Below are 18705 nucleotides of genomic sequence, written 5' to 3'. Positions count from 1 at the left end.
TGAAGCCGGTGTGAGCGATCCGCGCGGCGGATCCGGGCCGGTGGTCAAAAGAACAACGGCTTGCGACGTACGCGTCGCAAGCCGTTTTCTTTTGGGGCGGGCGATGCGCGATGCGTTTGCCCGCCTCGCGCATCGCCAGATGCCTTCTTCAGCCGTTCACGGATTCGTCAGCGTGAAGGTCGGCTTCCGGTAGCCGACGCCGGCGCGCTCGAGCTTCGGCAATTCGCGTTGCGTGAGCAGCGTCGCGAAGCCGGCCCAGTCGCGCTGCAGCGCGGCGACGTCGACGTGATGCGTGTCGCCGCGCTTGAAGCGCACGCCGGCCGCATACGGCAGCTCCCAGTCGGCCCGGTGCCACGCGCGCTCGGCGAGCGCGAGCAGCCGCGGGTAGGTCATGTATTCGAGGAAGGTGTCGTTGCGCATCACCTCGCCCCACGCCTGGCCCTGCATGCCTTCGATGCGTGGCGCCGGGCCCGTGCCCGTCACCTCGAACGCGTTGCCGTCGCGGTCGCCCATCACTTCGGCGTTCTGCGGCAGGTTCTCCGGCGCGAGCGAGAACACCTTGTACTCGTCGGTCGCGTGCGAGCCCCAGTAGTAGCCGCGCTCGCGCGGATTGAGCGTGTACGGGAAGTCGAAGTACAGGTAGTCGGGCAGCGCGAGCACCGTCTGGTAGCCCTTGCCGCTCAGGTCGCGCGCGCTGTCCGACGCGCCCCAGAAGATCGTGTCCCACAGCGACACCATCACGTGGCGCGTGCTGAAATCCTGCGGCCCGTTCGCGTGCTTGATGCCGTCCTGCCACGCGGCCATCGTGCCGATCCCGTTCGCGTCGACGGCCGCGCTCACCTGTTTCGCGAAACGCGTCGGCAGCTCGTCGATCGACTTGATCTCGCCGCGCTGGAGCAGCGCCGTGCACGCGGGCGACCGCGCCCACGGCTTGTCCTGCGCGGCCAGGTCGATGCGCCCCTTGTTCGGATCGGTGCCGTTCAGCGGCTGGAAGCCGCCGCCGAGGAAGATGTTCTTCGCTTCGTCGCCGCCGTAGTGCCAGGTTTGCAGCGGCGCCTGCGCGTCCGCGTGCATCGCCGCGATCTCGCGGATCACCTTAGACGCGAAGTTGAGTGCGCCCGGCACGCACGGGTTCAGGTCGCTGCGCCGGTCGTAGAACTGCACCGTCGTCAGGTTCGTCGTGTCCTGCGGGTCGAGCAGCCGATACGCGTTCGCTTCCTGCTCGCGGCCGGCCGCGTGCAGCCGCCGGTAGCGCGCCTCCATCGTCACGACGGCCGCGCGGGCGTGCGCGGGCATGTCGATCTCGGGGATGATCTGCACGAAGCGCGCGGCCGCGTAGCGCACGAGCGCCACGTAGTCGTCGCGCGTCAGGTAGCCGCCGCCCGAGCGGTTGTCGGGGCCGGAGCCGAGCTGCGGCAGCAGGCAGCGCGTCTCGCCCGGGTCGTGACAGCGGCGCGAGCCGATCTCGGTCAGCTCGGGCAGGCCGGGAATCTCGATGCGCCAGCCTTCGTCGTCGGACAGATGCAGGTGCAGGCGGTTGAGCTTGTACGCGCTCATCTGGTCGATCAGGCGGCGCAGCGTCGCCGGCTGCTTGAAGTTGCGCGCGAGGTCGACGTGCATCCCGCGATGCGTGAAGCGCGGCGCATCCTCGACCAGCATCGCCGGGATCGCGCCGCCGCCGGCCGGCGCGAGCGAATAGAGCGTCTGCACGCCGTAGTAGAGGCCCGCGCGGTCGTAGCCTTCGATCAGCACGCCGCGCGGCCCGATCGCGAGCCGGTAGCCGCCCGGTGTCGCGAGGTCGGCCGGCAGCCGGCGCGGCGCGACGAAGCCGCGCACCGGCACGCGTGCGCCGTCGAGCCCGAGGGTCGTCGCGCGCTCGCGCAGCGCCGCGACCTGCGCGTCAGGCAGGTCCGGCAGCGCGAGTTCGACGCCGCGCAGCTCGAGCGTGCCGGGCAGCGGCAATTCGCGCTTCACGCTCGGCAGCGCGCGGGCCGGATCGGGCCGTGCGGCCACCGGCGGCGCGTTGCCGGTCGAGTTGTTCTGCGCGTCGGCCGGCAGCGATTCGACGTAGCGCAGCTCGTTGTCGGTGTCGTTGTAGCGCAGCACGGCCGGCGGCGCGCCGTCGACGACGACGTACGGGCGCGGAATCACGTCGCTGTAGCGCAGCAGCCAGTATTCGGCGACGAACGGCAGCTCGATGCGCTCGCCGGGCGCGAGCCGCACCGAGCCCGGCTGCGGCGTCAGTTCGTACAGGTCGCCGGTGAGCCGCCGCAGCGCGAAGCCGGGGCGATCGATCCGCAGCAGGCGGCGGATGCTGTGCAGGTAGAGCTTCCAGCCGCCGTCGGCGATCGCCTGGTGGCCGCGGTTTTGCAGGATCAGGCGGCCCGTCGCGCAGGCCGCGCCGTCTGCGCCGAGATCGGCGCACGGCACGCCGGCCGCGGCCGCGTGGTTGTTGTCGACGGCGACGCGCAACGCGAGGCCGTTCGACAGCTGCGTCGCGAGGCTGGCTGCCTGGGCGGCGGCCGCTTGCGCGCTGCCGGCGGTCGCGCCGGCGGCGGCCGACGCCGGCAGCGCCGAGATCGCAGCGGGCGACAGCACCGCGATCAGCAGACCGGCAATGAGGGATGGCAAGGTACGCTTCAATTCGAACTCCTGAGAAAAAGAGGGCGTGGCGGCGCCGTGACTCGACGTCGCTGCGATCGGGTCTTTCAGTGGAGCTGCGGGAGATACCAGCACGCGGGGCGATGCGGCAGCCCCGCGCACAATCGGCACGCGGGGGCGTGCGTTACGGAACGGGAGGCGGGCATGCGTGCCGATCGGATCGGCGCGGCGGCGTGCGCGGATTCATCGGCGGTCCATGACGTTCGCCGCGGCGACGAGGCGGCCGCGGCCGGCGGCGCCCGGTTGGCCGCGCACGAGCATGAGCACGACGACGGCGCGCGCCGTGGAACACGGACGTCGACACGGCGCGCAGGCGCACGCCACACACGGGAATCGCATGTCTCCCCCACCCAGAAGGAATCGGCCTGTCAGCGGCCGTGTCCAACGATCTTATGAAACCTTTTATTGGTATTCAAGTGGTATCAATCTGGCGCTAAATTGGCATCGATGCACGACGTGTGCCCGCGCGGCCAGGGCGAAAAAAAACCTCGCGCGAAGCGAGGTTCTTTCTCTTCCGGACGGCGGCGCGCGATCGATCGGCCGCGCGCGCCACCCGTCAGTGCATCGGTGCGTCAGTCGCGGCGCGCCCGCACGGACGCTTCCTGCGTCTTCTGCCGCGCTTCGAGCCACATCGCGTTGACGATGCCGAACGACAGCGCGACGCCGATACCGAGAATCCAGCTGAAATACCACATGGTCAGACTCCTTGCGAAACGGTAGGCGAGGGCGCCTGCGCGCCCCGGCCGGTTCAATGCATCAATACATCGAGTGCTTGTTTTCTTCGAGCGTCTGGTGCGTGACCTTGCCGCGCATCACGCGATACACCCAGCCCGTGTAGATCAGCACGATCGGGAGGAACACGATCACCGCGAACAGCATCACCTGCAGCGTCATGTGGCTCGACGTCGAATCCCACACGGTCAGGCTGCTGCGCGGGTCGAGCGACGACGGCATGATGAACGGGAACATCGAGAAGCCCGCGGTCAGGATCACGCCGGCGATCATCAGGCCGGTGCAGAAGAACGCCGTCTTTTCCTGCTTCGAGCCGGCGAGCAGCAGCGCGAGCACGCCGCCCGCGATCCCGACGACGGGCGCGGCGATCATCCACGGATAGTCGCCGTAGTTCGCGAGCCACAGGCCCGCGCCGGCGGCGACGTCCTTGAGCAGCGGGTTCGCGACGGTGTCCGTCGGCGCGGCGTGGGTAATGTGGAAGCCGCCGATATACGAGGCCACCAGCACGCCGGCCAGCACGAACAGCACGACCGCGAGGAACGACGCGACACGCAGCGCGATCGACGCACGGCGCGCGATCACGCCGTCGGTCTTCATCTTGATGAACGCGGCGCCGTGCGCGACGAGCATCGTGAGGCTGACGAGCCCGCACAGCAGCGCGAACGGGTTCAAGAGCGCCCAGAAGCCGCCGTAGTAGGTCACGCGCAGGTCGCTGTCGAACTTGAACGGCACGCCCTGCAGCAGGTTGCCGAACGCGACGCCGAACACGAGCGCCGGCACGAAGCCGCCAGCGAACAGGCCCCAGTCCCAGCCCGCGCGCCAGCGCGGGTCCGGCCGCTTGCTGCGATAGTCGAAGCCCACCGGCCGGAAGAACAGCGCGAACAGCACGAGCAGCATCGCGAAGTAGAAGCCGGAGAACGACGCCGCGTAGACGAGCGGCCAGGCCGCGAACATCGCGCCGCCGGCCGTGATCAGCCACACCTGGTTGCCTTCCCAGGTCGCGCCGACCGTGTTGACGATGATGCGGCGCTCCTCGTCGGTCTTGCCGAGGAATGGCAGCAGCGCGGTCGCGCCCATGTCGAAGCCGTCGGTGACGGCGAAGCCGATCAGCAGCACGCCGACGAGCACCCACCAGATCAGCTTGAGAGTTGCATAGTCCATAGCGATTCCTTGTTCCGTTGCGAGTGCGTGCTCAGACGGCGGCCCGCTCGCCGGCAGCGACGAGTTCGTGGTGATAGCGGCCGGTATGCAGCGACGACGGGCCGAGGCGCGCGTACTTGAACATCAGCTTGATCTCGATGACGAACAGCGCGGTGTAGAACAGGATGAACCCGGCGAGACTCAGGTACAGGTCGCTCGGCTGCAGGCTCGACGCGGACAGGTGCGTCGGCAGCACGCCGGCGATCGTCCACGGCTGGCGGCCGAGCTCGGCGACGATCCAGCCGAATTCGATCGCGATCCACGGCAGCGGGATCGCCCACACCGCGTAGCGCAGGAACCAGCGGCGGTTGTCCTGCAGCAGCTGCCGCCGCGCGCAGAACCAGAACGCGGCAACGAACGTCGCGACGAACAGGAAGCCGAGGAACACCATGATCCGGAACGAGAAGAACACGGGTGCGACGGGCGGAATCGTCTTCTTCGCGGCGGCCTTGATCTGCTCGGGCGTCGCGTCGGTCACGTTCGGCGTGAACTGCTTGAGCATCAGCCCGTAGCCGAGATACTGCTTGTGCTGGTCGAACAGCGCGCGGGTCGCGTCGCTCGTGTCGCCCTGCTTGAGCTTCTGCAGCGCGCCGTACGCGATCATCCCGCTCTGGATGTGCTCCTCGCTGTGCTTCGCGAGGTCGCGCAGGCCGATCACCGGTTCGTCGATCGAGCGCGTCGCGATCAGGCCGAGCGCGTACGGAATCTTGATCGCATAGTCGGTGCGCTGTTCCGCCTGGTTCGGAATGCCGATCAGCGTGAACGACGCGGGCGCCGGCTGGGTTTCCCATTCCGATTCGATCGCGGCGAGCTTCATCTTCTGCACTTCGCCGGTCGTGTAGCCCGATTCGTCGCCGAGCACGATCACGCACAGCGTCGCCGCGAGGCCGAAGCCGGCCGCGACCGCGAACGAGCGCAGCGCGAAGTCGACGTCGCGCTTCTTCAGCAGATACCACGACGACACGCCGAGCACGAACATCGCCGCCGACACGTAGCCGGCCGACACCGTGTGCACGAACTTCACCTGCGCGACCGGGTTGAACAGCACGTCGAACAGGCTCGTCATCTCCATGCGCATCGTCTGGTAGTTGAACTCGGCGCCGACCGGATTGTTCATCCAGCCGTTCGCGACGAGGATCCACAGCGCGGACAGGTTCGAGCCCAGCGCGACGAGGAACGTGACGATCAGGTGCTTGACCTTCGACAGGCGGTTCCAGCCGAAGAAGAACAGGCCGACGAACGTCGATTCGAGGAAGAACGCCATCAGGCCTTCGACCGCGAGCGGCACGCCGAAGATGTCGCCGACGTAGTGCGAGTAGTACGACCAGTTCGTGCCGAACTGGAATTCGAGCGTGATGCCGGTCGTCACGCCCATTGCGAAATTGATGCCGAACAGCTTGCCCCAGAACTGGGTCATGTCCTTGTAGACCTGTTTGCCGGTCATCACGTAGACGGCTTCCATGATGACGAGCAGCCAGGACAGGCCGAGCGTCAACGGCACGAACAGGAAGTGGTAGAGCGCCGTGATGCCGAACTGTAGACGTGACAGATCGACGACTTCACTGCTTATCATGATGGTCTCCCTCGGTAGTTGCAGGCGCCGGTACCGAGAGTAGCTTCTCGGCCACGACGGCAGGCGGCAACGACATGTGCTCGGCCTGCGGATGATTGAAGAATGCGTATTTGAGCGACATCAGGAGGATCAGCTTGACGATCAGCACCAGGGTGATGTCGCGGGCGAGGGTGGGACCGCGTGCCCATGCGGCGATGCGCGCACGCCAGCCGATCGTGCCGGCCGGCCGCGAAGGCGGCGCAGGCTCTTTATTGATCGAGATCAAGGCGATTATCCTGAATCGATTTACGTCGGATTGGGGGCGACTTTACGTCGGATTTATGACGGCCGTGAAGCTGTTTTAATCCTTTTGCGCCTGACATGCCAATTTTAAAAGGACTGCTTTCCGATGCCGAGTGCTGCGATGCGGCAGACCGTCGCGAAACAGGGGGTAAAAATTGAGATGGATCAAGGTTATGCGGAAGGGCGCCGCACATGGCGTAATGCCTGATGAATCAGTTCAATTAATCGACGCAAAAACGGAGAGCGAAACGGCTGCAAAGCAGAGGAAAAGCTGCGGAAACCGGACGAAAAAAAACCGCTGCCGGTCGGGCAGCGGTTTTCGATGAGGCGCTTTGGATCGCCGCGGATTTACGCGTATTCGGCGAGGGCGGTGCGCATCTTTTTCATGGCGCTCGCCTCGATCTGGCGGATGCGTTCCGCCGACACGCCGAATTCGGCAGCGAGATCGTGCAGCGTCGAGCCGCCCGAGCCGTCGTCGTCGACCTGCAGCCAGCGCGCCTCGATGATGCGGCGGCTGCGCGCATCGAGCGCGTCGAGCGCCTGCGCGATGCCGTCCGTCTGCAGCATGTCGCGTTGGCGCGCGGCGAGCACGGCGGTCGGCTCGTTGTGCGAGTCGGCCAGGTAGGCGATCGGCGCGTACGATTCCTCGCCGTCTTCCACCTGGCCCTCGAGCGCGATGTCGCCGCCCGACAGGCGCGTTTCCATCTCGGTGACTTCTTCGCGCTTGACGTTGAGCTCCTGCGCGAGGCCGTCGATTTCCTCGGGCGTCATCGCCTGCATGCTCTTCTTGTGGCTGCGCAGGTTGAAGAACAGCTTGCGCTGCGCCTTCGTCGTCGCGACCTTCACCATGCGCCAGTTGCGCAGGATGTACTCGTGGATCTCGGCCTTGATCCAGTGAATCGCATACGACACCAGGCGCACGTTTTGCGACGGGTCGAATCGCTTCACCGCTTTCATCAGACCGATGTTGCCTTCCTGGATCAGATCGCCGTGCGGCAGGCCGTAGCCGAGATAGTTGCGCGCGATCGACACGACGAGACGCAGGTGCGACAGCACGAGGCGGCGCGCCGAGTCGAGGTCGTTGTTTTCGCGGAATTCGATTGCATACCGGCGTTCCTCCTCGGCGGTCAGCAGCGGAATGCGGTTGACGGCCTGGATGTACGCGTCGATGTTGCCGAGCTGGCCCGGCAACATCGATTGGGCTGCGAGCGCCAACGAGCCTGCCGATTCGGCCTTGGCCGGCGTCGGGCTCAGGGTGTTCGGAAGGGTCAGGGCGTGGCTCACTAAAAACTCCTTTGGAATCAGGGACAAACCGTTGGTCTCGGATGAGATTCCGGAGCCCATCTTAGCACTCCCACAATCCGAGTGCTAATTCCTTAGAGGCCACGGGGGCATCCAAGTTCCCGGTTTTCTATCGAGTCGTTCGAGTCGATAGTCTAATTTGCGACCGCGCTGGTCGTACGAAGTTCCGTAAGTGCTTGTTTCCGATAGTAATCAGTAGACGTTTTCGATTTTTGTAGTTTTGGAAGCAAACAATTTCGCTTCGCGATGCCGATCCGAAAAGTCCTTTACCATACCATTCAGTTCGCTCGGGCCGGCCGCTGCGGCAAGGCTCCATTCAACCCATAAAGTTGGAGTGTCAGATGAACAATAAGAAGAACCGCCGGCCCCGAAACCGGCTTGCGCTGCATGCGCTGCTGGCCGCGTCGCTGCTGGGCGGATCGGGCGCCGCGTTCGCGGACCGGTGGGGGATCCAGGCGGGCGGCGGATTTTCCGATCGCCACGGGATCGACAAGGCCGATCTCGGCGTGGTCTGGGATCCGGGCTGGAACTGGTGGGAAATCGGCGGCTGGCACTTCGCGTTCGTGATGGAAGGCCATGTCGGCTACTGGCACACCGGCGGCAACGTGCATGCCAACATCGGTGAATTCGGCGCGACGCCGATGTTCCGTTTCATCAAGAGCGCGGGCCAGGTTCGCCCGTTCGTCGAAGCCGGCGCCGGCATCCGGTTCCTCACGCATCCGACGATCTCGAACAATCTGTCGCTGTCGACATCGTTCCAGTTCGCGGACGTCGTCGGCGTCGGCGCGCAGTTCGGCGAACGGCAACAGTATCAGGTGGGTTACCGTTTCCAACATGTGTCTAACGCGGGTATCAAAGAGCCGAATCCTGGTATAAATTTCCACCAGTTCTACGTGCAGTACAACTTCTGATCCGCACGCCGGCGCACGGCGGGCGCGTTGCCGAGGAGTCAGGCGATGGCGAAGGTGGTCGATGCGATTCGCGCGCTCGAGCGCGATCGGTTCCGGGCGATGGTCGACGGGGACGGCGAGGCGCTCGACGCGCAATTGTCGGACAAGGTGTTCTTCGTGCACACCAACGGCAAACGCGAAACCAAGCAGCAATTCATCGACGCCATCGTCGCCGGCCGCCGCCGCTATCGTCAGATCGAGATCCAGTCGCAGGACCTGCTGCCCGTCGGCGATGCCACCTGCGTCGTGACCGGGCGCGCGTTGATCGAGATGGAAACGAACAACGGCGGCCTCGTGTTTCCGATCGCCTACACGGCCGTGCACACGCACGAGCACGGGCAGTGGCGGTTGCTCGCATGGCAGGCGACGCGGTGCGCGACCGAGACGTGAGCGCGGGTGGCGCTCGTTTTCATGTCCCGACCGAAGCGGCCTTCTGAGCCGCTTTTTGCTGTCTCGTGCGGCGCGGATCGCGCGGCGCACGGGCGGTCACGCACCGCTCGCTGACGTTTCAACCCTGAGCGGTCAGGCCGCCGCGCGGTGGTCCGCGCAGTGCCATGCCGAGCGGTTGATCGCGCTGACGACCGCATCGAGCGCCGCGACCGCCGCGTCGGCGTGCACGCCGACCCCATGCCGCAGCGGCGCGTCGCCGACCCGGCAGCCGACCGATACCGCGATCCGGCCGTCCGCGGTGCGCGTGTGCTCGCACGACGCGACGTCGATCGCGGCGCCAGCGGCCCCTGCCAATGCCGCGGCGAAATGTCGCGCGGCGTCGTCGGGTGTCGCATCGGCGGCGGGCGCCACCGCGATCTCGCGGTTTTGCCAGCGCGCGCCGCTGCCGTGGCGCGCGGCCGGGCCGTCGGTCTCGAAGAATTCGCGCGCGAACAGCGCGCAGATCGCGTCGCCCGTCACTTCCTCGCCCGAGGCGTCGGCGAGCGTCTGCACCGCGTGGCTGAACTCGATCTGGACGCGGCGCGTCGGCGTGAAACCCATTCCGCGTTCGAGCAGGAACGTCGCGCCGCCCTTGCCGGACTGGCTGTTCACGCGGATCACCGCGTCATAGCTGCGGCCGAGATCCGCCGGGTCGATCGGCAGGTACGGCACTTCCCAGATCGCGTCGGGGCGCTGCTGCGCGAAGCCCTTGCGGATCGCGTCCTGGTGCGAGCCCGAGAACGCGGTGAACACGAGGTCGCCCGCGTACGGATGGCGCGGATGCACGGGAATCTGGTTGCAGCGCTCGACGACGCGGCGCACCGCGTCGATGTCGGAGAAGTCGAGGCCCGGGTCGATGCCTTGCGTGTAGAGGTTCAGCGCGAGCGTGACGAGATCGACGTTGCCGGTGCGCTCGCCGTTGCCGAACAGGCAGCCTTCGATGCGGTCGGCGCCCGCGAGCAGCGCGAGTTCGGCCGCTGCGACCGCGGTGCCGCGATCGTTGTGCGGATGCACGGACAGCACGATGCTGTCGCGATACGCGAGGTTGCGGTCCATCCATTCGATCTGGTCGGCGAACACGTTCGGGGTCGCGGCCTCGACGGTGGCCGGCAGGTTGACGATCATCTTGTGGTCGCGGGTCGGGCGCCAGGTCTGCGCGACCGCGTCGCAGATCTCGCGCGCGAACGTCAGCTCGGCCATGCTGAAGGTTTCCGGCGAGTACTGGAAGGTCCAGTGCGTATCGGGGCGCGCGGCCGCGTGTGCCTTGATGATGCGCGTGCCGTCGATCGCGAGCGCCTTCACGTCGTCCTTCGACATCCCGAACACGATGCGGCGGAACGACGGGCAGACCGCGTTGTACAGGTGCACGATCGCGCGCGGCACGCCTTCGAGCGCATCGAACGTGCGCGCGATCAGGTCTTCGCGCGACTGCACGAGCACTTCGATCGTCACGTCGTCGGGAATCCGCTTGTCGTCGATCAGCTTGCGGACGAAATCGAAGTCGGTTTGCGACGCCGACGGAAAACCGACTTCGATCTCCTTGAAACCGATCGCGACCAGCATGTCGAAGAACTCGAGCTTCTGCTCGATGCTCATCGGCTCGATCAGCGACTGGTTGCCGTCGCGCAGGTCGGTGCTCATCCACACGGGCGCACGCTCGATGGTGCGGGCCGGCCAGCGGCGGCCATTGAGGCGGACGGGCTCGAACGGACGGTACTTGTCTTGCGGATTGCGCATCATCTTCTGGACCTCAGGTCTCAAGTCGCGAGCGAAGACGCGCGGCACGGGCGCCGGTTGGCGCTGCCTCGCACCCGGTGCGCGATGGCGCCGCGGATGCGGATGATCTTCGCGAATCGGCCGACGGATGGACGGACGAATGCTGACGACTTCGGGTTGTAAAAACTGCGAGAGGGGTACGGCGAGGAACTGCTGGGAGGACCGTGCGAACAGCACACGGCGCTACGACAGCCTTAGGCTAGTCGTAGCGATAGCGGCCGCGCTAGGCGGCCGGAGGTAATTCGGAGGGTGTTCGGAAAGGAACGCATGACGGCCACTCTATGCCAGGATGCGCTCGCGTGTCAAATGTCGGGATAAAGGGGCAGGTCGCCGCCGCGCCGTCAGCGCGCGACGCGGACGATCTGCACGATCGTCGCGACCTGTCGCGCGACCGTGTCGGGCACCGGCACCTCGCCGCGCAGCACCGCGTCCGTCCACGCGGCCGTGGTCGCCGCATCGCGCGACTCGGGCAGCGCGACGGGCGGCGCGTCGGTCGACGAACGCTCGGCGTCGATCAGCGTGTCGCACACGCCGTCGTGCAGCCAGTCGACCTGCACCTGGCGCCGCGTGTCGGCCACCGCTTCGCCTTCGGTGCCGCGTGCGAGCAGCGCGCCGCCCCGCGCGGCGTCCGGATGGTCGCGGAACAGCTGCGCGAGGCTATCGCGGTACGGTGGATGCGTGTAGTTGACGAGCCGCAGCCCGGCCGGCGCGAACGGCTGCAGGATCTTCACGAGCGTATGCGTCGAGTTGCGCACGCCGAGCACGCCGCGCATCGACAGCAGGTGCGCGATGCGCGGCGCCAGCACGTCGATCGGCGCGAATGCGACGCGGCGCTCGGCGAGCGTGTCCTCGATCGCATCGTGCGACGTCGACGGCGCGAGCGACAGCGCCGAGAAGATCTCGGCGCTCGTCACGCGGCCCGGATCGCACTCTACTCCGTGCACCAGCACCGGCACGCCTTCGCGCGCGAGCAGCAGCGCGAGCAGCGGCACGAGATTCGGCTGCTTGCGCGCGCCGTTGTAGCTCGGGATCGACACCGGGCGGAACGCGGCGTCCTGTACGTGCACGGGCTCGAACGACGCCTGCGCGGCGGCGAGCATCGCGGCCAGTTCGTCGGCGGATTCGCCTTTCAGCCGATAGGCGATCAGGATCGCGCCGAGTTCGACGTCCGACACGCGCGCATCGAGCATCGCGCGATAAAGCTCGAACGTGTCTTCGGCGGACAGGGCGCGCGCGCCGTTGGGGCCGCGGCCGATTTCCTTGATGAAGCGGGCGCAAGGGAACGGAGCGGCGGCGGGATCGTGGGAAGCGGTCATCGGAACGTGGGGCGGGCGGCCGGCATCGGGCCGCGCGGTGAGCGGTGAGGAATGCCCCGAGTATCGCACGGGCGCGGCTGCGCACCGTGCCGCGCTACACTCTGGTTCCCGGCGGCGTACGCACCCGCTGCGCCGCGCCCGTGCCGCCGCCGGCCGAATACGACCAAAAGAGAGACATCCCATGAAGCTCTACAGCTATTTCCGCAGTTCCGCGTCGTACCGCGTGCGGATCGCCCTGAACCTGAAGCGGCTGCCGTTCGACTATGCGCCCGTGCACATGCTGCGCGACGGCGGGGAGCAACTGAAGGACGCATACCGCGCGCTGAATCCGGATGGGGTCGTGCCGACGCTGGTCGATGGCGACGCGACGCTGCAGCAGTCGCTCGCGATCATCGAATATCTCGACGAAACCCATCCCGAGCCGGCGTTGCTGCCGAAGCAGCCGGTCGATCGCGCGTACGTGCGGTCGGTGGCGCTGCAGATCGCGTGCGAAATCCACCCGCTCAACAACCTGCGCGTGCTCAAGTACCTGAAGCACACGCTGAATGTGCCCGAAGACGCAAAGAACGCGTGGTACCGGCACTGGATCGAGGCGGGCTTCGACACGCTCGAGGCGCGTCTCGCGAACGATCCGCGCACCGGCAAGCTGTGCTTCGGCGACACGCCGACGCTCGCCGACGTGTGCCTCGTGCCGCAGGTGTTCAACGCGAACCGCTTTGCGATCGACACGACGCGTTTCCCGACGATCCACCGGATCGCCGACCATGCGGCGACGCTCGATGCATTCAAGGCCGCCGAGCCGGGCGTGCAGCCCGACGCCGAATAAGCGCCGAACGAGTGTGGCGGCCCCGCGGCGAGCAGGATCGGGCGCGCATGAAAAAGGGCGCCCGAAGGCGCCCCGTGCGATGCGAGCCGGCGGCGTTCAGCCGAGCAGCGCGTCCGCGAATTCCACCGCGCTGAACGGCTGCAGGTCCTCGACCTTCTCGCCGACGCCGATGAAGTAGACGGGCACCGGCCGTTGCCGCGCGATCGCGGCGAGAATCCCGCCCTTCGCGGTGCCGTCGAGCTTCGTGACGATCAGGCCGGTCAGGCCCAGCGCGTCGTCGAATGCCTTCACCTGCGTGAGCGCGTTCTGGCCGGTGTTCGCGTCGATCACCAGCAGCACCTCGTGCGGCGCGCCGTCGTGCGCCTTCGCGATCACGCGCTTCACCTTCTTCAGCTCTTCCATCAGGTGCAGTTGCGTCGGCAGGCGGCCGGCCGTGTCGGCCATCATCACGTCGATCTTGCGCGCGCGCGCGGCGCTGACCGCGTCGAAGATCACCGCGGCCGGATCGCCGCTTTCCTGCTGCACGACCGTCACGTTGTTGCGCTCGCCCCAGACCGCCAGCTGCTCGCGCGCGGCCGCGCGGAACGTGTCGCCGGCGGCCAGCAGCACCGACTGGTCAAAGCTCTGCAGATGCTTCGCGAGCTTGCCGATGCTGGTCGTCTTGCCCGCGCCGTTCACGCCGGCGATCATCATTACGAGCGGCTGCGCGCGGCCGAGCATCAGCGATTTCTCGAGCGGCGTCAGCAGCTCGACGAGCAGGTCGTGCAGCGCATCCTTCACCTGCTGCGGATCGGTCAGCCGGCCCGCGCGCACCTTCTCGCGCAGCGCGTCGAGCAGGTACTCGGTCGCGTCGACGCCCGCGTCGGACATCAGCAGCGCGGTTTCGAGCTCCTCGTACAGGTCCTCGTCGATCTTCGTGTTGACGAAGACGCCGGTGATGCTCGAGCCCGTCTTCGCGAGCCCCGTTTTCAGGCGCGCGAGCCACGACTTCTTCGCGGACGCGTCCTGCAGCGGCGGCGGGACGATCTCGACCGTCTCGACCACTTCGTCGCGGCCGTCGTTGGTCGGCGTGACCGTCACCACGACGGCCGGCGCGGCCGCTTGCGCGCTCGCCTGCGGCACGTCGGCCGCGGGCGGCGCCTCCGGCGCGGGCGCGTCGGCGTCGGACGCTTCGTCCGCTTGCTGCGCGTCGGCCGATTGCGATTCCGCCGGATCGGGCTCCTGCGTTTTCTTGAATCGTTTGAAGAAACTGAACATGGTCTGGCGTCGGGAAGAGGGCGGGCCGCCGCCGAGGGCGGGGCGCCGGACGGGCCGTTCTGCGTTCGCGCGGGCGCGGCGCTCGGCGGCCGAAACCGTGCATTTTATCAGTGCGGCGCGGCGCTCGCGTCAGTGCGCGTCGCCGCTGTGGTAACGTGCGCCTGTTTGGCGCGCCCCTCGCGCGCGCCCGGTCCCTCCGTTGTCGATATCCCGTATGTCCCGTTCCTCTTCCGGCCGCCCCGCGGCCCCTTCCAGTCGCGGCAAGCCGCACGCGGTCCGCATCATCGGCGGCGACTGGAAACGCACGCCGCTCGCGGTGCTCGATCTCGACGGCCTGCGCCCGACGCCCGATCGCGTACGCGAGACGCTGTTCAACTGGCTCGGCCAGGATCTCGACGGTTGGCGCTGTCTCGACCTGTTCGCGGGCACCGGCGCGCTCGGCTTCGAGGCCGCGTCGCGCGGCGCGGCGAGCGTCGTGATGGTCGAGCGCCATCCGCGCGCCGCGCAGCAGCTGCGTGCGATCAAGGACAAGCTCGGCGCCCGGTCGGTCGAGATCGCCGAAGCCGATGCGCTGCGGCTCGCGGCCGGGCTCACGCCGGGCGCGTTCGACGTGGTGTTCCTCGATCCGCCGTTCGACGACCTGGCCGCGCTCGAGCGCGCGATCGTGCTCGCGGCGCCGCTCGTCGCGGCGGGCGGCGCGCTGTACGTCGAAACGGGGGCGGAACTCGACCCGGCCGCGCACGACGCGCTCGCGGGCTGGCAGGTGGTGAAGCACGGCAAGGCCGGTGCGGTTCACTATCATTTGCTGCGGCGCGAAAATGATGAATAATGCGCGTTCCATACGAGGCGGCGCGCCGCAAAGGCGACGCATGCCCATCTCGGCAGCGGCGCGTGCATCGCACGGCTGCCATCCCGTTTGCGTGATGACAGGAGGAGCGACATGGTAGTCGCCGTGTATCCCGGTACGTTCGATCCGCTGACGCGCGGGCACGAAGACCTCGTGCGGCGTGCGTCGAGCATTTTTGATACGCTGGTGGTGGGCGTTGCCGACAGCCGCGCGAAGAAACCGTTTTTCTCGCTCGAAGAACGTCTGACGATTGCGAACGAGGTGCTCGGCCATTATCCGAACGTGAAGGTGATGAGTTTCACCGGCCTCCTGAAGGATTTCGTCCGCATCAACAACGCGCGCGTGATCGTGCGCGGGCTGCGCGCCGTGTCCGATTTCGAATACGAGTTCCAGATGGCGGGGATGAACCGCTATCTGCTGCCCGACGTTGAGACGATGTTCATGACGCCGTCCGACCAGTACCAGTTCATCTCGGGGACGATCGTGCGCGAAATCGCGCAATTGGGCGGCGATGTCAGCAAATTCGTGTTTCCGTCCGTCGAGAAGTGGCTGACCGAGAAAGTCACGGCGATGGGAGGCCCTGCCGCGTGACGCGGCGCCGGCCGGTTTCGTTGCGAAGCCGGCCGCCGGCCTGAAGAAGTGAGATCAGTATGGCTTTGATGATTACCGACGAGTGCATCAATTGCGACGTGTGCGAGCCCGAGTGCCCGAACGGCGCGATTTCGATGGGCCCGGATATCTACGTGATCGACCCGAACAAGTGCACCGAGTGCGTCGGCCATTTCGACGAACCGCAGTGCCAGCAGGTGTGTCCGGTCGAATGCATTCCGCGCGATCCGCAGCATGACGAGTCGCACGCGCAATTGATGGAGAAGTACCACGCGTTGATCGCCGTGAAGGGCGACGACGCATCGTGACCCTGCGCTGACGCGCGCGCTTCGATCGACGGGCGCGCGCGCCGCGCTTTCTTTCGGATCGGCGCCGCCCGGCGCCGGTTTTTCCGTGTCAGCCCAGCAGCTCGCGCAGCGCCGCGACGAGCGCATCGCATTCGGCGTCGGTGCCGACGGTGATGCGCAGATGCTGGTCGATCCGCGGCAGCCGGAAGTGCCGCACGAAAATTTCCCGTTCCTTCAGCTTCGCCGCGATCGCGCCCCCGTCGTGCGCCGGATGGCGCGCGAACACGAAATTCGCGGCCGACGGCACGATCTCGAAGCCGAGCGCGTCGAGCGCATGCGTGAGCCGCGCGCGGCTGTCGATCACGCGCCGGCAAGTCGCGTTGAAATGGTCGGTGTCTTCGTACGCGGCCTGCGCGGCGACTTGCGCGAGCCGGTCGAGCGGATACGAGTTGAAGCTGTCCTTCACGCGATTCAGCGCGTCGATCAGCGCGGCATCGCCGAACGCGAAGCCGACGCGCATGCCCGCGAGCGAGCGCGCCTTCGACGTCGTATGCACGACGAGCAGGTTCGGGTGGCGGTCGATCAGCGTAATCGCCGACTGCGCGCCGAAATCGACGTACGCTTCGTCGATCACGACGACCGACGACGGGTTCGCGGCCGCGATTCGCTCGACGTCCGCGAGCGGCAGCGCGCGCCCAGTCGGCGCATTCGGGTTCGGAAACAGCACGCCGCCGGCGTCGTCGAGATAGTCGTCGACGCGGATCGAGAAATCGTCCGCGAGCGGCACGACCGTGGTCTCGACGCCGTACAGGCGCGCGTAGGTCGGATAGAAGCTGTACGTGATGTCGGGAAAGCGCAGCGGCCGGTCGTGCTTGAGCAGCGCCTGGAACGCGTGCGCGAGCACCTCGTCGGAGCCGTTGCCGACGAACACCTGGTCGGGCTGGATGCGGTGATGGGCCGCGACCGTCTCGCGCAGCGCGCGTGCGACCGGGTCGGGATAGCGGCGCAGCGTGTCGCCGGTGTCGCCGAGTTCGCGTGCGATCGCCGCGACGACGCGCGGCGACGGCGGATAGGGATTCTCGTTGGTGTTCAGCTTGACGGGGTGCGCGAGCGCGGGCTGTTCGCCCGGCACGTAAGGCACGAGTTGCTGAACGACGTCGCTCCAGTAACGGCTCACCGCTTGGCTCCTGTCGGGCAAAACGTCCAGATTACCGCATGTGCGCGTCGCGGTGGGGCAGGCGAGGCCGCCGGATTGCGTCGGACGGCCGATGCACCGGGCCGGTGCGCGGTGCGGTCAGTTGCGATGCAGCTGCATCGTCGCGCGATCGAGTTCGCCCTTGACGACCATCGGCATCACGGCGAGCGCGCGTTCGATCGATGCGTCGATCACGTCCTGCTCGTCGCGGCGCGGCGGTTTCAGCACGAAGTTCGCGACGTCGGGCTTCGCGCCGGCGCGCGCGCTTTCCGGAATCAGGTCGCGCGGATGGCCGATGCCGATCCGCAGCCGCCAGTATTGCTGCGACGACAGGTGCGCGGTGATGTCCTTCAGGCCGTTGTGGCCGCCGCTGCCGCCGCCGAGCTTCAGCTTCACGGTGCCGGGCGGCAGGTCGAGTTCGTCGTGCGCGACGAGGATCTGGTCGGGCAGGATCTTGAAGAATTGCGCGAGCGCGACGACCGACTGGCCGGAGCGGTTCATGTAGGTCTGCGGCTCGAGCAGATGGACTTCCTCGCCGTGCAGGCGCGCTTTCGCGTAGAAGCCGTGGAAGCGGCGCTCGTCGCGCAGCGTCGTGCCGGCTTCGCGGGCGAGCTGGTCGATCAGCCAGAAACCGGCGTTGTGGCGCGTCGCGGTGTATTCCGCCCCGGGATTGCCGAGGCCGACGATCAGTTTGATCATGACGTTTCGAAGGCGGCGGCCGCCGCCTGGGCGCAAAAAAAGAAAAACCCGCCGGGCAAGCCGCGGCGGGTTGCGTCGACCGTTTCGTGAAACGGATCGATGGGGCGTGCAGGCAGCCGCTTAGGCAGCCGGCGTTTCGCCTTCTGCTGCGTCCGACACGGCACCCGCCGGGACCGTCGCCGAAGCGATGACCGGGTTTTCCGCGTCGACGTGCGCGACCAGCGCGACGCCCTTCGGCAGCGCGATGTCCTTCGCGTGCAGCGATTGACCGGCTTCGATCTTCGACAGGTCGACTTCGAGGAACTCCGGCAGGTCAGCCGGCAGGCACTCGATTTCGATTTCCGTCGCGACGTGCGAAACGATCGCGCTCGACAGCTTCACGGCCGGGCTGACTTCTGCGTTCAGGAAGTGCAGCGGTGCCTTCGTGTGCAGCTTCTTCTTCGCGTCGACGCGTTGGAAGTCCACGTGCAGCACGAGTTGCTTGAACGGGTGATATTGCACGTCGCGCAGCAGAACCTGTTGCGACTGGCCAGCGACTTCCAGGTCGAGGATCGACGAGTGGAAGGCTTCCTTCTTCAGTGCATGCCACAGCGCGTTGTGATCCAGTTCGATCTTTTGCGGGGCTGCTTCGCCACCGTAGACGATACCCGTGGTCTTACCGGCGTTGCGCAGGCGGCGGCTCGCACCCGTACCTTGCTGTTGGCGCTCGAAAGCGACGACTTTCATGTGATTCTCCATGTGCTGCCCGCGACCAGGCAGTAAAA

18 protein-coding genes are annotated in these 18705 nt (G+C 67.0%); 6 read left to right on the top strand and 12 right to left on the bottom strand.

The features are described 5' to 3' along the window. Positions 1–156: 156 nt before the first annotated feature. The 6 genes from GJG85_RS14915 to rpoH all read right to left on the bottom strand — a co-directional run bounded on the left by GJG85_RS14915 (position 157) and on the right by rpoH (position 7732). On the bottom strand, positions 157–2643 hold the full coding sequence (locus GJG85_RS14915; RefSeq protein WP_050014839.1) for a family 20 glycosylhydrolase: 2487 nt from the start codon (positions 2641–2643) through the stop codon (positions 157–159). Between the two features lie 590 nt (positions 2644–3233). After that, positions 3234–3356, bottom strand: a complete 123-nt coding sequence (gene cydX, locus GJG85_RS14910) for a cytochrome bd-I oxidase subunit CydX (protein ID WP_060733353.1) — start codon at positions 3354–3356, stop codon at positions 3234–3236. Between the two features lie 61 nt (positions 3357–3417). Continuing rightward, entirely contained in the window at positions 3418–4554 is a 1137-nt protein-coding gene (gene cydB / locus GJG85_RS14905) for a cytochrome d ubiquinol oxidase subunit II (RefSeq protein WP_050014841.1), read from the bottom strand. A 31-nt stretch (positions 4555–4585) separates the two neighbouring features. Further along, entirely contained in the window at positions 4586–6166 is a 1581-nt protein-coding gene (locus tag GJG85_RS14900) for a cytochrome ubiquinol oxidase subunit I (protein WP_089488835.1), read from the bottom strand. Continuing rightward, positions 6153–6437: a cytochrome oxidase putative small subunit CydP gene (gene cydP / locus GJG85_RS14895; protein ID WP_176016588.1), complete on the bottom strand. Its 285-nt coding sequence runs from the start codon at positions 6435–6437 to the stop codon at positions 6153–6155. Before cydP ends, GJG85_RS14900 begins: the two co-directional genes overlap by 14 nt. 359 nt (positions 6438–6796) lie before the next feature. Further along, the gene (gene rpoH, locus GJG85_RS14890) at positions 6797–7732 is read right to left on the bottom strand and encodes an RNA polymerase sigma factor RpoH (RefSeq protein WP_050014845.1); all 936 of its coding nucleotides are present in this window, start codon (positions 7730–7732) and stop codon (positions 6797–6799) included. Between the two features lie 359 nt (positions 7733–8091). Between rpoH and GJG85_RS14885 the strand changes: the two genes are divergently transcribed. Beyond that, positions 8092–8661 carry an acyloxyacyl hydrolase gene (locus GJG85_RS14885; RefSeq protein WP_050014846.1) on the top strand — a complete coding sequence of 190 codons (570 nt, stop codon included), beginning with the start codon at positions 8092–8094 and terminating at the stop codon, positions 8659–8661. 45 nt (positions 8662–8706) lie between these two features. Further along, on the top strand, positions 8707–9090 hold the full coding sequence (locus tag GJG85_RS14880; RefSeq protein WP_011886076.1) for a nuclear transport factor 2 family protein: 384 nt from the start codon (positions 8707–8709) through the stop codon (positions 9088–9090). A 132-nt stretch (positions 9091–9222) separates the two neighbouring features. Here GJG85_RS14880 and leuA read toward each other — a convergent pair whose 3' ends face one another. Both leuA and ybiB read right to left on the bottom strand, forming a co-directional pair. Then, positions 9223–10869 carry a 2-isopropylmalate synthase gene (leuA, locus tag GJG85_RS14875; RefSeq protein ID WP_089488833.1) on the bottom strand — a complete coding sequence of 549 codons (1647 nt, stop codon included), beginning with the start codon at positions 10867–10869 and terminating at the stop codon, positions 9223–9225. A 377-nt stretch (positions 10870–11246) separates the two neighbouring features. Beyond that, on the bottom strand, positions 11247–12221 hold the full coding sequence (ybiB, locus tag GJG85_RS14870) for a DNA-binding protein YbiB (RefSeq protein WP_050014850.1): 975 nt from the start codon (positions 12219–12221) through the stop codon (positions 11247–11249). Positions 12222–12402: 181 nt separating this feature from the next. On the opposite strand from ybiB, the gene maiA reads away from it, so the two are divergent. Next, a complete protein-coding gene (maiA, locus tag GJG85_RS14865) occupies positions 12403–13047 on the top strand; it encodes a maleylacetoacetate isomerase (RefSeq protein WP_050014852.1) in 645 nt (214 codons plus the stop codon). A 96-nt stretch (positions 13048–13143) separates the two neighbouring features. Here maiA and ftsY read toward each other — a convergent pair whose 3' ends face one another. Further along, entirely contained in the window at positions 13144–14304 is a 1161-nt protein-coding gene (gene ftsY, locus GJG85_RS14860) for a signal recognition particle-docking protein FtsY (RefSeq protein WP_050014853.1), read from the bottom strand. A gap of 214 nt (positions 14305–14518) precedes the next feature. On the opposite strand from ftsY, the gene rsmD reads away from it, so the two are divergent. The 3 genes from rsmD to GJG85_RS14845 all read left to right on the top strand — a co-directional run bounded on the left by rsmD (position 14519) and on the right by GJG85_RS14845 (position 16068). Further along, a complete protein-coding gene (gene rsmD / locus GJG85_RS14855; protein ID WP_050014855.1) occupies positions 14519–15133 on the top strand; it encodes a 16S rRNA (guanine(966)-N(2))-methyltransferase RsmD in 615 nt (204 codons plus the stop codon). A 111-nt stretch (positions 15134–15244) separates the two neighbouring features. Further along, positions 15245–15742: a pantetheine-phosphate adenylyltransferase gene (gene coaD / locus GJG85_RS14850; protein ID WP_044847476.1), complete on the top strand. Its 498-nt coding sequence runs from the start codon at positions 15245–15247 to the stop codon at positions 15740–15742. A gap of 59 nt (positions 15743–15801) precedes the next feature. Further along, positions 15802–16068 carry a YfhL family 4Fe-4S dicluster ferredoxin gene (locus GJG85_RS14845; protein WP_006477774.1) on the top strand — a complete coding sequence of 89 codons (267 nt, stop codon included), beginning with the start codon at positions 15802–15804 and terminating at the stop codon, positions 16066–16068. Positions 16069–16156: 88 nt separating this feature from the next. Here the strand turns inward: GJG85_RS14845 and hisC are convergent, their stop codons facing one another. From hisC to GJG85_RS14830, 3 genes are all read right to left on the bottom strand, one after another. Beyond that, on the bottom strand, positions 16157–17224 hold the full coding sequence (gene hisC / locus GJG85_RS14840; protein ID WP_050014857.1) for a histidinol-phosphate transaminase: 1068 nt from the start codon (positions 17222–17224) through the stop codon (positions 16157–16159). A gap of 117 nt (positions 17225–17341) precedes the next feature. Next, positions 17342–17941, bottom strand: coding sequence for an aminoacyl-tRNA hydrolase (gene pth / locus GJG85_RS14835; protein WP_050014859.1), 600 nt, complete (start codon positions 17939–17941; stop codon positions 17342–17344). A gap of 120 nt (positions 17942–18061) precedes the next feature. Further along, entirely contained in the window at positions 18062–18667 is a 606-nt protein-coding gene (locus GJG85_RS14830; protein WP_011546248.1) for a 50S ribosomal protein L25/general stress protein Ctc, read from the bottom strand. Positions 18668–18705: the final 38 nt, after the last annotated feature.

This window comes from Burkholderia sp. MS389, assembly GCF_016899425.1.
Taxonomy (GTDB): Bacteria; Pseudomonadota; Gammaproteobacteria; order Burkholderiales; family Burkholderiaceae; genus Burkholderia; species Burkholderia sola.
Note: the sequence above shows the minus strand (reverse complement) of the source record. Positions and strands in the feature narration are given on the sequence as shown.